We start from the raw sequence: 14680 nt of genomic DNA, 5'->3' as shown, positions 1-14680 counted from the left end.
TTGCATTAAAACAATTTTCCAATTAATTACAATTGAAGCAGTACTAAACATAATTCTTTATAAAAATAAATGTATTCCTTTTTGATTTTCTATTTTTTACAAAATCTATTTTAATTAGTCTAGTTCCAATGGTTTTACTTTTACCCACTTTTTTAAAGCATCACGCAGATCAGAGAGATTTATGGGTTTAGAGATATAACCATTCATACCGTATTGCAAACATTTTTCCTTTTCTTCGACTAAGGTACCGGCAGTTAAAGCGATTATTGGTGTCTTTTCGGCGACGTCTAATTTTCTTATTTCTTCAGTAGTTTCATAACCATTTTTTTTAGGCATTTGAATATCCATCAAAACAACATCTGCTTTTTCTTTCTTATATTGTTTTAATGCTTCTTTACCATCTGAAGCCTCAATTACCATACTATTGGGGAATAATTTTTTGAGTAGTTTAACAGCCAAAAGCATGCTAATTTTATTGTCTTCGACAACTAGAATTTTTAATGGGCATGAACTCTCCAATATAATTTCTTCCCTGTTATTAACTTCGGGTAATATTGTTTTTTTAATTTCAGAAATTGATTTTTTAAATTCAATTGAAAAATAAAAATCACTACCATACCCATATTCACTTTTCAAGTGTAATGTACTTTTCATCAATGCCAACAATTGATTAGAAATAGCCAATCCCAAACCAGTACCTCCAAATCGTCTTGTTGTGCTAGTATCTTCCTGTACGAATGAATTGAATATCTTTTCTTGATTGTGTTTTTTAATTCCAATCCCAGTATCTTTTATAGAAAAATGGAGAGTTGAAAAAGATTCATTAGAAGCAATTTCTTCGACATCAATATTGATTTGTCCTTGATTGGTAAATTTTAAGGCATTCCCAATCAAGTTGATAATTATTTGTTTTAATCGTATGGCATCTGCAAAAATAAATTGAGGTACATTGGAACCTATATTTAGAATTAAATCTATATTTTTTAAATTGGCTTGATGTTTAAAAAGAACCACTATTTGATTTACTAATTCGAATAGATCTATTTCCTCAACATTCAATTCTAATTTTCCAGCTTCAATTTTAGAAAAATCTAAAATATCATTGATGATTCCCATCAAATTAATACCCGATTCATTTATAATTTCAACATATTGCAATTGGTCTTGATCAAGATTTGTTTTCATTATTAGATCAGTAAACCCAATTATACCATTCAATGGTGTTCTAATTTCATGACTCATATTAGCCAAGAAAGTTGATTTTGCTTTGTTTGCAGCTTCTGCTTGTTCCTTTGCTTTTGTCAATTCGTTCTTCAAAAGTATCATTTCGGTAATATCATTAAAACTAATGACAATTTCCACGATTTCCCCATTGGAGTCTATAACTGGGAAACCATTTATCAAAAGCCACACAACATCATTGTATTTTGGCCTTTGAACCCCCATAACGAAATTTTTAATGCAGTGTTTTGTGAATAAAATTTGGTTTACAGGATACTGTTCTAAGGATAAAACTGTTTTATTTTCATCCAAAAATTTCCAGTCAGCATCCATCACTAATTTTCCTTTCATTTGATCGACTCTCAAACCCAATAATTCACTTGCTTTTGGATTACTTATGAGTATTGATGCATCTGGAGCATGAACAACAACACCAGAATCAAGAATGTTTAAAAGTTTAATATATCGATCTTTACTGTGTTTTAAAGATTCTTCTACCTTCTTAAGTTGAGAAATATCTACAATGGTTATATTACTTTTATTTCCCTCTTCGGCAACTATTCCTGTAAGATATACATTGAAAACTTTACCGTTAATAGAAAGGTCAACTTCACAGCATTGACTGGTTTTATTTTTGAATATTGCTTCCAGAAAAATAGTATAAACCCGTTTTGAATCATCCGTAACAAAAAAACCAAATTGACTATCGATTATTCTAGACCGTTCCTTGCCAAGCATTCGACAGGCTGTTAGATTAATAGTAAGAATTCTACCATCTCTAGAAATACTGAAATATCCTGAAGGCGCAAAATCATATAACTCTGTATATTTCTCTATAGCAGTTTCGGCCTGTTCTTTTGCCAATATAAGTTCCTCATTTTGCATTTCAAGCTCTATCTGATGTACTTCAAGTTCATGTATGAGTTTTAAAGTCTCTGCTTCAGAAAGGGTACAGTTCGATTTTACTTGCTTTTGCTTTTGTAACTCTTCGGCTTTTTGCCTTATGGTTACTGCTTTTCCAGAACTTTTTACTGCTTTTTTCATGGCCAATATTCTTTATTTAATGCTACATTTATTCTTGATATAAATTAATATTACGCTTTTGTTCTCTTTTTACACGTATTGTATTTAACTCCTGAAATCAGCAATCTATCTTATGATACATTGAATAATTTTTTTCCCATTTATTGAATAGCAATTTGCTGTAAACTCGACATTTAAATTTTGTCCATTATCAAATTCAACTTGTACATTTTGATATGTGACCAATTCTTCTTGCTGCAATGCAATAAATTGATCTTTACTTTTTATTATATTTTTAAAGAAATTCATCTCCCAAATGGGTTTATCTATACACTCTTCTTTGGGACGTCCAAGTAAATTAATTAATGACAGATTCAAATCAGTAATTTTACCTGTTTCTTGGTCTAAAAAAAAGATGCTGTCTTTGGCAGATTCAAAAAGATGATGGTATCGAGTTTCGTAAAAAGCCAATGCTTCTTCCACTGCCTTGCGATCCGAGATATCCCGAATAATACACTGAACTAATTTACTGTCGTTTACCAAATACAAAGTACTGACAAATTCAACATTAATATTTCTACCGTCAGCCGTTTCAAGTGGCAAATCTTCATACCGAACAAACTCTTTTAGTTGCAATTCCAAAAACTTTTCCTTGTTGGCAACAATATCTTTTAATGATCCTATTTCCCATATTGCTTTTTCTACAAACTGTTCATAGGAATATCCCAACATTTCGATTAAAAATGGATTTACGTCAATAATTTTTCCGCTTTCGGCATCCACAATAAGAATTCCGTCTTTTGCTGATTCAAAGAGACGTCTGTATCTATTCTCAAATACTAATGTTTCTTCTGCTTGCTTAGCAGTGGTAATATCGGTAAAAGTGATCACAATTCCATCTATTCGATCGTCTAACGTACGGTAAGGCATAATTCTAACCGAAAACCATCTTCCGTCATTTGTTGGAATTGTATTTTGAATGGGAGATAATTTTTTAATCACTTCTATTGCATGCGCCCCCATTTCTGGGTATTGCAAATTGGTTACTAAATCGGTAAAAGGTCTTCCGGTATCGGTTTGTCGAAGCTTAAATATTTCAGTAACCGAATCTGTAAAACGACGTATATTCAATTCCTTATCCAAAAACAGCGTTGCAATTTCGGTACTGTTTAGCAAATTTTTCATGTCGTTATTTGCTTGTTCAAAGTCACTTAGTTTACTTTGAAGTTCAGCATTAACCGTTTGCAATTCTTCATTAAGACTTTGCATTTCTTCTTTTGAAGTTGTTAGTTCTTCATTGGTAGATTGCAGTTCCTCGTTTGTTGATTGTAGTTCTTCATTGATTGATTTCAATTCTTCCTGAGAGGTTTGCATTTCTTCACGGGAATTCTGCAAATCTTCGTTACTCTGCTTGAGTTCAGCTTCTAATTCTCTATGTCTTCCAGAAATATACAGTTTTCCTTTTTTCAACTTTTCGTCCCCTTGTTCCATCATTACCGAAACGTCTGAAAAAACAATCATCACCAAATCTTTTATAAAATTAGGTCCGTCAATACGTTGAATTGTAACATTTACATAGTTGAAATCACCGTTTGTTCCAATCTTTATATTTCTAAGAATAACTGGATCATAATTTTGCATCGCCTTACGAAAGGCTACAGGTAATTCGTTACGTAACCCTTCTCGAGCCATAACATGAATATTCCAGTTTGCTTTGCCGGCAACTGGTTCAAGATATTTTCCTGTTTTACCGGTAATATATAGGATATCTCCTTTCTCGTTTACGATAACACTAGCAGGAATAAAGTTTTTTAATAAAATTTGATCTGCAAGGCTCTGAATATTCTCCACTTCTTTTGGGGCTGTATTTACTTCTTTAATTTCTTTCTTATTATATGAAAATGAGCTTGGAAAATCGGTTAGTTCAGTCATTATTGGAGAATGAGTACGTTTAAAAAATTTTAATTTAGAATCAAGTATATCAAATCCTTGATTATTTCGCCCTAGAGTTTCAGCAGAACCCAACAACAAAATTCCACCGGGTTGAAGACTGTAATTAAACAAATCAAACAACTTTCTTTGCAAGTTAGGCTCCATGTATATTAACATATTACGGCACATCAAAATATTGAGTTTCGTAAAAGGAGGATCTTTTATAATATTATGGGGAGCAAAAATAAGCATTTCACGAATAGAAGCATTTACTCGAAAACCATCGCCTGTGACAGAAAAAAACTTTGCTATTCGATGGGAGGAAACATCAATAGCGATACTAGAACTAAAAATACCTCGACGCGCTTTATTTATTGCGTCTACATCTAAATCTGTTGCGAATATCTGTAAAGACAGCCCTTTTTTATTCCCAAATTCTTCCAAAACTTCTTTAAAAACTATTGCCAATGAATACGCTTCTTCTCCTGTTGAACAAGCTGGTATCCAAGCCCTTAATACATATCGATCTGGCAACTCTTTTATTAAATCAGGAAGAATGGTTGTTTTTAGCTTTTCCCAAACAAAAGTATCTCTAAAAAAGCTGGTAACTCCAATTAAAAGTTCTTTGAAAAGCAATTCAACCTCTTTTGGGTTTTCCTGCAAAAACCGTACATAGTTTTGTATTTCATTTATTTGGTGAATTCCTTTCCGTCTTTCTATACGACGCATTAATGTATTCTTTTTATAGGAAGAAAAATCATGCCCAGTTCCTTCACGAAGCAATATGATAATTTTATCGAGATGACTTTTACTTTTATGATCAATATTGGTAATCTTTGTAACGGGAGGAATATATCTATAAAGTGAGATTAATTTCTCTCCCAACTCTTCTGCAGGAGCAATAATATCTGCCAAAACCATTTCTATGGCATTTCGAGGCATTGTATCAAATTTTGCAGAAGTAGGTTCTTGAATCAAAACCAGTCCGTTTTTTTCCTTAATGGCTTTTAAACCTAGACTGCCATCTGATCCCATTCCAGATAGAATAATACCAACACTTTTATCTAATTTATCTAGAGCCAACGAACGAAAAAACAAATCTATAGGCAATCGCAATCCTCGGGTTTCAACAGGATCGAACAAATGCAATTTTCCTTTTAATATCGATAAACTTTTGTTGGGCGGAATTACATATACGTGATTGGGTTTTACTCTGAGTTCATCACTCGCCTGAAGCACTTTCATGGGCGTACTACGTTGCAATAATTCAGGTAATATTCCTTTGTAATTGGGATCTAGATGTTGAATAATTACAAATGCCATTCCTGTATCATTAGGCAAATTTTTTAAAAAAAGTTCAAATGCTTCAAGACCACCTGCAGACGCTCCTACTCCTACAATAGGAAAATCATTGCTTTCAGTGCCATCCAAAATCTTATTTTGGACTTGCGAAAAACCCTTTTTATCTCCCTCTAAAACTGGATCCCCTTCTATTATTTTCATTATATTTTTATAATTATCAGAACCTCCTGACAGCATTTAATACAAATACATTTTATCTTTCTTATTATCACCTTTTACTCTAAAAAAGCCAAATTTGTGAAAATATCAAATTTAGTACATCAACAGTACTATCCAAAATGTTGCGAAACTTTTTTAGCTTATTTTGATTTTGAACATTTTCAGCACCTTTTTTTTTAATAGATTATATTTGCCGTTTGCCTACTATTTCAAAAATAGATTTAGCTTTCTAATTTAATAAAAGTGATGCAAAAGTAGCTTTATTACGCTATTACACAAAGAATAAACAATTCTTAATTTTATCTAAAATAATTAATAAATTTACAAATAAAATTTTGTTAATCTTAAATAAATTAAAGTTTTGCCTTATTTTATTATATAAATAATAGAAAAAGACTATTTAAAAAAAGTAAATAAAAATTAATCCAAAATTAAACTATTGGCCTATTTTATATTGACTATTTGGTTCAGAAAAAGGTACTCCATTACTACAGAATTAATTAACAAAAACTGTGTATTCAAAAATGTTATTTGGGTAACCATTTTTGCAATATTCCTTCTAAATCAGATTCTACAATTGGTTTTGAAACATAATCGTTCATTCCATACTCTAAACACTTATCCTTTTCTCCAACCATAATTCCGGCAGTTAGCGCTATTATAGGTATGTTTTTTCCTGATTTATGATTTCTAATTTCGACAGTAGCTTCATATCCATTTTTTATTGGCATTTGAATGTCCATTAAAATTAAATCAGGTTTGTTAATCTCAAAATGCTCTATTCCTTCTTGACCATCTGTTGCTTCCAAAATAACAGCATTTGGAACAATTCTTTTCACTAAGGTTTTGGCTAGAAACATATTTATTTTATTGTCTTCAACTATTAAAATACGAAGTGATTCTAAATTTTTTGGATTCATAATTTTTTGAATTTTACGAGGTCCTGACAATTCAACATAAACCTCTTTTAAAGCATTGGCTTTTTTGAAATTTATATGAAAGAAAAAATCACTTCCATCACCGTATTTACTAGTTAATTCCAAACTGCTGTTCATTAATTCCAAAAGTAAATTGGAAATAGCCAACCCTAAACCTGTACCACCAAATTTTCTGGAAGTGGCGTTGTCTTCTTGAACAAATGAATTAAAAATCTTCTTTTGATTGTATTGTTTTATCCCTATACCAGTATCCTTGATAGAAAATTTTATTGTTGAATTATTTTTGCTTGATTTAGTTTGCTCCACATCCAATCGGATGTAACCAAAAGAAGTGAATTTCAAGGCATTGCTAATTAGATTGACTAATATTTGTTTTAATCTAATTGAATCGGCATAAATGAATTGCGGAACAGTTTTTTCGATAGTCAGCGATAAATCTATGTTTTTTAAATTAGCTTGGTGTTTAAACAACTCGATTACTTGATGTAATAGTCTAAAAAGATCAACTTCTTCTGTATGCAATTCTAACTTTCCCGACTCTATTTTGGCAAAATCAAGTATATCATTAATAATCTCCATTAATGCATTGGCCGAAACATTTACGGTTGACATATATTCCAATTGATTTTTCTCGAGGTTGGTTTTCATTAATAAATCTGTAAAACCTACAATTCCGTTTAAAGGAGTACGAATCTCGTGACTCATATTAGACAAGAATTCCGACTTTGCTTTATTAGCTTCTTCCGCAAGAATTTTGGCTTTTTTGAGTTCTTTATTCGATTGCTTTAATTGTTCATTTATTTCTTCGTATTCTAAATATTTTACATAGAGATATTTTTCGTTTTGTTCGGCTTTTTCTTTGGCATTTATCAATTCAAGTTCCAGCAGTTTATGATCCGTAATATCTCGAATTGTGCCAACAATTTCCATTGGTTGATTTTCATCATCCCATTTCAAAGTTCCTATTCCATGTACCCATCGCACTTCATTGTCATTTACTCTAACAATTTTATATTCTCTATTAAATTGTTCTTTTTTGGTTAATACCTCTTCGTTAAAATAAGTTACTAAATTTTCACGCCACACAGGATGTACTAGTGCTAACCAGGTTTCCGAATTCAATTCATATTCGGCATCAATTCCAAAAATTGTATTTAATAAATCTGTTCGTGTCCAATTACCTGTATACATATTTATACTATAAGTACCAAGTTCAGCAATGATTTGGGTTTCTTTTAGAAAAAGTTCACTTTCTTTAAGTTTTTCTTCGGCTTTTTTTCTTTCGGAAATATCAAAAATACTGGCTCGAATTAATTCTTTATTCTCGGCTGGCAATCGTACTAATCGTACTTCACAAAAAATAGAGTTCCCTTCACTATCGATATGAGTCCACTCAAAAGAAGGTTTTCTTCCTTTCAGAGTCTCATCAAATAATTCATTGGCCATTATAGTAGATAATCGCCCATTGGGTTGGTATTTTGGACTTACATTAACTGGTCCTATAGCTAAAAGTTCTTCCTCGGTCATTTTAAACAATGGTAGTGCACTTTGACTTACACTGATAAATTTTTGCTCTTGCAGATCAATAACCACAAGTGCTTCTGGCGCATTTTCTACCAAAACTCGAAAACGTTCTTCTTTTACTTTCAAAGCTTCTTCTGTATGAATACGTTCTGTTATATCTTTTACAAACAACAAAACTTGTTTTTCGGAAAGCTTTACTGCATCAATTGAACAATACCGAATTTCCCCGTTATTATGAATATAGGTCACTATATCGTTTGAAGTTCCAGTCAAAAAAAGGGTTTCAAAACACAATTTTAATTTCCCTAATGAATCTGGATGTATAATGTCATTTATCGACATTTTTAGTAATTTCTTTTGGGAATACCCCATTATTTTGGTTGCTGCCGAATTTACTTCTAAAAAAAAACCCTTTTCATTAGCAACAAAGACACCATCTGGAGCATTTTGAACATAGTTTCTAAACTTGGCATTACTTTCTTGTTCTCGTTTTTTTTCTTTTATAGCCTCAACTTCTTTTTTCTTCAATAAAATTTCACTTTCAATGCGTTTTTTTTCAGTAATATCTTGAGCTATACCTCTTAAAGCAATGATTTCTCCTTTTTCATTTAGTATAGGAATTCCAGTACCATAAACCCATTTGAATCTATTATTACTCAGCATGACTTTATGAGTAATTTCATAAGGTTTCTTGTTTCTCATTGATTCACCAATCAAACTATTAAGCAATTCGCGGTCTTCATTAGAGAAATGTTCCAAATACTGTTCATATAAATTATCAGCAGGGATCTCAGAAATTTCAAATATATGATACAATTCTTTGGTCCAAATTAGATTATTTGTCGTCAAATCAAACTCCCAACTCCCAATTTTAGACAATTTTTGAGCATCGTTCAATAAATTTTCACTGGCAATTAATTTCTCTTGAATGGTACGAATTTCAGTAATATCTCTTCCAATAGAATAAACTAAATTTTTCTCTGGATTAAAAATGGATGACCAATGAATATGAATACATTCGCCATTTTTGGAGAGAATTCTGTTTTCAAAACTCATTGATCGTTTCCCTTTTATAAGCGACTGAAGAACTTCTCTAGTTTTGGAAACATCTTCAGGATGTATATATTTGATGTAACTATCAAGTAGTAATTCTCTTTTGGTATAACCTAATTTTTTAAAGAAAGCATGATTATATTCTTTGAAAAAACTATTCAAATCTGTGACACAAATAAAATCGGAAGTTTCTTTGGTAAAAAAATCAAAAATAGAATTTATCTCCACTTTTCTTTGAAGTAAAGAAATTTTTTGCTCTTGTTTTTTTACTTTTTCCAATAATTCTGCAACGGATGGTATAGTTTTTTTCATATGTAGATATTTATTGATTTTTATCGGTCATATGTAATTAGCATATCTTCATTGGTGTTTGCAGCCAATTTTACAGTAATGCTCATTTCATAAAGAAAAAATAAAATTGAATTAAAGACAAAACTGAAAAGAAGAAACATCAAATTAAAGATATAAAATAAATTTAACACAAAACACTAATTGCTAAAGTATTATAATGCTACATCCATTTTAATACCAAAAAAAAATCTCCTACTAGCTTTTCATAGTAGGAGATAATTCATCAATTTGTATAAAGAAATCGTAATGGATTAATTTTTGAGCCACTTCATTAAAATTTTTTCTAGCTCATTAAAAATAATAGGTTTTGTTAAATAATCAGACATGCCGTATTCCATGCATTTTTCTTTTTCGCCATTCAAAACACCTGCTGTTAATGCAATAATTGGTAAATATTTAAAAGCAGAGAGTTTCCTAATTTCTGATGTGGCATCATATCCGTTTTGAATTGGCATTTGGATATCCATTAACACTAGATCTGGCATTTCCTCTTTTACCTTTAGAACCGCATCAAAACCATTTGTAACTTCAATAAGAACACAATTTCCCAACATTTTTTTTATCAATGTTTTTGCTAAAAGCATGTTTATTTTATTATCCTCAGCTATTAAAATTTTATAACTTGAGAGCGAGTTAAAGGGGATATTCTCTTTTTCTGTGATTGGTTTAAGTTCCTCATTTATCATATTACCTTCTTTTTTGTTAATCTTTTTAAAAAGTATTGCAAAAAAGAATTCGCTTCCTACACCATAGGAACTGATTAGTTTAAGCTCACTTTTCTTTAAAGCTAAAAGTTGATTAGAAATTGCCAATCCCAATCCTGTCCCGCCATAACGCCTAGTAGTGGTATTATCTGCTTGAACAAAAGATTGAAAAATTTTATTTTGATTTTGAATTTTGATTCCGATTCCTGTATCAATTACCGAAAACTTAATTTTTGATATTGCATCAAATTCTTCTTCTTGGCTCAAAATCAATTTTATGTGACCTGTAGCGGTGAACTTCATTGCATTGCTCAAAAGATTAACTAAAATTTGTTTTAGACGAAATGAATCACCCAATATATATTGAGGAACATTAGTATCAATACGAAGTATTAAATCAATTTTTTTATGATTGGCTTCATACTTAAACAAATTAATGACTTGACTAGACAATTCGAAAATATCAATTTCTTCAAAATTTAATTCCATTTTACCGGCTTCAATCTTAGAAAAATCAAGAATATTATTAATAATATCCATCAAAGTATTTGCCGATTCGTTTACGGTTTTCAAATATTGCAATTGATCTTTATCCAATTTTGTTTTCAAAAGCAAATCAGTAAAACCTACAATTCCATTGAGTGGCGTTCTAATTTCATGACTCATATTAGACAAGAATTCTGATTTTGCAATGCTTGCAGCTTCGGCTTTTTCTTTTGCTTTTATGGTATCGTCAATTAATTTCTTTTGCGTAATATTTTGAACAACACCTTTTAATGCAACAACATTATTTTGGTTGTCTAATATTGGAATTCCAGTACAAAAAACCCATTTTTTTTTATTATTATCCAATACAATACGATGTTCCATTTCATAAGGAATTTTATTTGTAATTGTATTGTAAATATTCTTGTTCAATAGTTCAATATCATCTTCTAAAAATCGCGATAAGTATTTACCATATAGGTTTGGCTCAAAATCTTTTTTTTCAATTTCAAATATTTTATACAATTCATTGGACCAATTGAGTTCTTGGGTTGTCAAATTGAAATCCCAACTTCCTATTTTCGCAATTTTTTGAGCTTCATTAAGCGACTTTTCGCTAGAAAGTAGTTTTTCCTGAGTTTTCCTCATGTCAGTTACATCTCTTGCAATAGCATAAATCAAATTATTGGAAATATTCAAATTGGCTCTCCATTCCAAAAAAACCAACTGTCCATTTTTTTTAATGTATCGGTTTTCAAAATCTATTGTAGGATTCTTTAGGGATAACAACTTAATCTCTTTAAAAGTTTTTTCTAAATCATCTGGATAAATAAATTCTAAAAAAGGTCTTGACAAAAGCTCATTCCTTGAGTAGCCTAAAATGTTTACAAAAGCATCATTTACAACTTTAAAATAGGCATTATTATCAGCAATACAAACTAAATCGGGTGACTCATTTACAAAATACTCAAAATTGGTTATTGAATATTTTTCTTCTTTTAATTCTTGAATTAACAATTCTTGCTCCTTTACTTTTTGGAGTAATTCTTCATAAGTAAAATCCTGTATTGCTATTTTCATTGGTAAAAATTAAGTAATTACACCATTAGAGCTCTATTGAGATCATAAATATAACATTGTCTTTTAGAAAAAAAAATTTCTTTTGTAAAAAGAACAAAAACTACAACTATTTAATAAAAAATAACGTCATCTAACATTATTTTTTAAGTTTTTGTTTACAATTATTTACATTCCATAAATTATGTTCAAAAATATAATTTATTGATAATAGGGATTTTTGACAAATTATAAAACACAAACTTCAATAAAAACAAAACAACATCTATCCTTTTACTCTTTTCAAAAATCCTCTGTGACAATTGTTACTGACCACGGTTTTTCATCCTTCTATATTTGCTCCATAATTAAGAAAAATCAATTATGAGAAAAATCAATTTTATACTACTGGGAATTTTTTCAATCACCCATTTTGGATATAGTCAAGATACAATAGCCATTTCTAAAAAAGAGATTTGGGCAAAAGCAGTTGACAAAAATTTGCAAATCAAAATGGCGAACCAAGATTTCAAATCGGCTCAGGCTGATTATCACCAATCAAATTCGTTGTTCTTGCCGAATATTTCTGCTTCACATACTTCGATGGCAACGACCAATCCGCTGATGGCTTTTGGATCCAAATTGAATCAGGGGATTTTAACACCATCCGACTTTGATCCCGCAAAACTGAACAATCCGTCACAAACTCAAAATTTTGCAACTAGGATTGATATTTTACAACCGCTTATCAATGTTGATGGATTGTATGGACGACAAGCAGCCAAATCCAAAATGGATGCCTATCAATTGCAAACTGAAAGAACCAAAGAATACTTGGAACTGGAGATTAACAAAGCTTTTATGCAGTTGCAAATGAGTTACAAAGCCGTTAAAGTGATTGAAAAAGCAAATGCCACGGCAGAAGCCAATTTGAAATTGATTCAAAATTATTTCAATCAGGGAATTTTGCAAAAAACCGATTTGTTATCGATGCAAGTACGTGTCAATGAAGTCCAAAATCAATTGCAATACGCCAAAAGTAACGTGCAAAACGCTTCGGATTATTTGGCTTTCTTATTAGATGAAGGTACCGCCAACAAAGTATACAAACCAATCGAAGAATTGGATAATGTCATCATAATTGATGCTTTCAACACTTCACTATCCGATAATCGAAAAGACATTCAGGCGATGAACAAAACAACCGAATCCTATGGCAAAATGTACCAATCCAGTAAAATGAATTTCTTGCCAAGACTGAACGCTTTTGGAAGTTACGAAATGTATGCACAGCAACTTTTCGGATCTAATTCGAATGGATATGTTGTGGGAGCACAATTATCCTGGAATGCTTTTGACGGGTATAAATCGATTGGTAAAATGGAGAAAGCCAAAGCTGATTTTCAAAAATCGGAAATAGAGACCCAACAATACAAAGCCCAAAGCCAAATGGAATTGAGCAAAGCCAACAGACAACTCAGAGATGCCGAAAACAAAGTGAATTTAGAAAAACTGGCTTTGGAACAATCCAAAGAATCGTATAGAATAAGAAGCAATCGTTTTACGCAAGGGCTAGAAAAAACTACGGATTTATTGCTGACAGAAACACAGATGTACCAAAAAGAACTGGAATATTTACAAGCTGTTTTTGAATACAATTACACACAGGAATACTTGCAGTTTTTGACAAAATAAAAAAGTTCAATTTCAATGGCAATAGCAAAAATCAATTTCAATTTTAATATCAATTATAAAAAATATACAATGAAGAACAACTTATTCAAATCAGCTATAATCACATCTCTATTCGTTTTACTGCTTTCCTCCTGTAATGGAGAAAAGAAAGAAGCTGTAATTAAAGAAGCTGCCATTGCGGTAAAAGTAAGTGGCGCGTCTGAAAACAACAATGGACAATTTGTAACAGCAAGCGGTAAAATTGAAGCCGAAAACTCCGCAAATTTAAGCACTAGAATGATGGGGTATGTAACCAAAATCCACGTGCAAGTGGGTCAAAAAGTAAGTGCGGGACAATTATTAGTCAGCATCAACAACACCGATTTGCAAGCCAAAAAAGCGCAAGTGGACGCGAGTATTCTACAAGCAACAGCTGGCTATAACAATGCCAAAAAAGATTACGATCGATTTGTGAATTTATTCAAACAACAAAGCGCTTCCCAAAAAGAGTTGGATGATATGACGGCTCGTTATGAAATGGCAAAAGCAGGTCTGGAAGGCGCCAAACAAATGCGTAACGAAGTGATAGCGCAATTCTCCTACTCTAATATCACAGCTCCGTTTGCGGGTATGGTGACCAATACTTTTGTAAAAGAAGGAGACATGGCCAATCCGGGAATGCCATTGGTAAGTATCGAAGGAGCATCGAGATTACAAGTAACGGCTATGGTTTCTGAAAGTGACATTACTGCTATCAAAAAGGGAATGGCTGTAAAAGTACTGGTAAAATCGTCTAACGAAAGCTTAACCGGAAAAGTAAGCGAAGTGAGTCTATCAGCAAAAAATACGGGTGGGCAATATTTGGTAAAAATCAATTTGGACAAAACTAATAATACTGTTTTATCTGGAATGTTCGTAAACGTTCAGTTTCCTGTTGCCAATACCATGCCAACAAAAACAAACGAAAAAGTTTTGGTTCCCGAAAGTGCTTTGGTACAACAAGGACAGTTAACTGGAATTTATACTATTGGAACTGGAAATATAGCCATATTAAGATGGTTGCGTATTGGTAAAAACTTTGGTAATCAAGTAGAAGTTTTGTCTGGATTATCGGCAAATGAGCAATATATTGTTTCGGCTGACGGGAAATTGTATAACGGAGCTTTGGTAAGTATTCAGTAAGCCCCTCCCAACCTC

General features: G+C 31.6%; 6 protein-coding genes. 2 read left to right on the top strand and 4 right to left on the bottom strand.

The window, feature by feature from the left end:
- Positions 1-114: 114 nt before the first annotated feature.
- The 4 genes from OYT91_RS02385 to OYT91_RS02370 all read right to left on the bottom strand — a co-directional run bounded on the left by OYT91_RS02385 (position 115) and on the right by OYT91_RS02370 (position 11833).
- Positions 115-2265 carry a PAS domain-containing hybrid sensor histidine kinase/response regulator gene (locus OYT91_RS02385; protein ID WP_281239350.1) on the bottom strand — a complete coding sequence of 717 codons (2151 nt, stop codon included), beginning with the start codon at positions 2263-2265 and terminating at the stop codon, positions 115-117.
- A gap of 105 nt (positions 2266-2370) precedes the next feature.
- Entirely contained in the window at positions 2371-5679 is a 3309-nt protein-coding gene (locus OYT91_RS02380; RefSeq protein ID WP_281239349.1) for a chemotaxis protein CheB, read from the bottom strand.
- A 545-nt stretch (positions 5680-6224) separates the two neighbouring features.
- Entirely contained in the window at positions 6225-9524 is a 3300-nt protein-coding gene (locus OYT91_RS02375) for a PAS domain S-box protein (protein ID WP_281239348.1), read from the bottom strand.
- A gap of 290 nt (positions 9525-9814) precedes the next feature.
- Positions 9815-11833, bottom strand: coding sequence for a PAS domain-containing protein (locus tag OYT91_RS02370; RefSeq protein ID WP_281239347.1), 2019 nt, complete (start codon positions 11831-11833; stop codon positions 9815-9817).
- Positions 11834-12193: 360 nt separating this feature from the next.
- Here OYT91_RS02370 and OYT91_RS02365 point away from each other — a divergent pair, with 360 nt between their 5' ends.
- Together OYT91_RS02365 and OYT91_RS02360 are read left to right on the top strand one after the other, a co-directional pair.
- On the top strand, positions 12194-13504 hold the full coding sequence (locus OYT91_RS02365; protein ID WP_281239346.1) for a TolC family protein: 1311 nt from the start codon (positions 12194-12196) through the stop codon (positions 13502-13504).
- A gap of 69 nt (positions 13505-13573) precedes the next feature.
- Complete coding sequence (locus OYT91_RS02360; protein WP_281239345.1) at positions 13574-14665, top strand: efflux RND transporter periplasmic adaptor subunit; 1092 nt, start codon at positions 13574-13576, stop codon at positions 14663-14665.
- The last annotated feature ends 15 nt before the right edge of the window (positions 14666-14680 follow it).

The sequence above is a fragment of the Flavobacterium praedii genome, from assembly GCF_026810365.1.
GTDB classification, from domain to species: domain Bacteria; phylum Bacteroidota; class Bacteroidia; order Flavobacteriales; family Flavobacteriaceae; genus Flavobacterium; species Flavobacterium praedii.
This window is presented reverse-complemented; position numbering and strand designations above follow the sequence as displayed.

What these genes read in the sequence shown, in the direction of transcription:
- OYT91_RS02360 (WP_281239345.1), top strand. Translation starts at nt 13,574, where the DNA reads ATGAAGAACAACTTATTCAAATCAGCTATAATCACATCTCTATTCGTT.
- OYT91_RS02385 (WP_281239350.1), bottom strand. Translation starts at nt 2,265, where the DNA reads ATGAAAAAAGCAGTAAAAAGTTCTGGAAAAGCAGTAACCATAAGGCAA.
- OYT91_RS02365 (WP_281239346.1), top strand. Translation starts at nt 12,194, where the DNA reads ATGAGAAAAATCAATTTTATACTACTGGGAATTTTTTCAATCACCCAT.
- OYT91_RS02375 (WP_281239348.1), bottom strand. Translation starts at nt 9,524, where the DNA reads ATGAAAAAAACTATACCATCCGTTGCAGAATTATTGGAAAAAGTAAAA.
- OYT91_RS02380 (WP_281239349.1), bottom strand. Translation starts at nt 5,679, where the DNA reads ATGAAAATAATAGAAGGGGATCCAGTTTTAGAGGGAGATAAAAAGGGT.
- OYT91_RS02370 (WP_281239347.1), bottom strand. Translation starts at nt 11,833, where the DNA reads ATGAAAATAGCAATACAGGATTTTACTTATGAAGAATTACTCCAAAAA.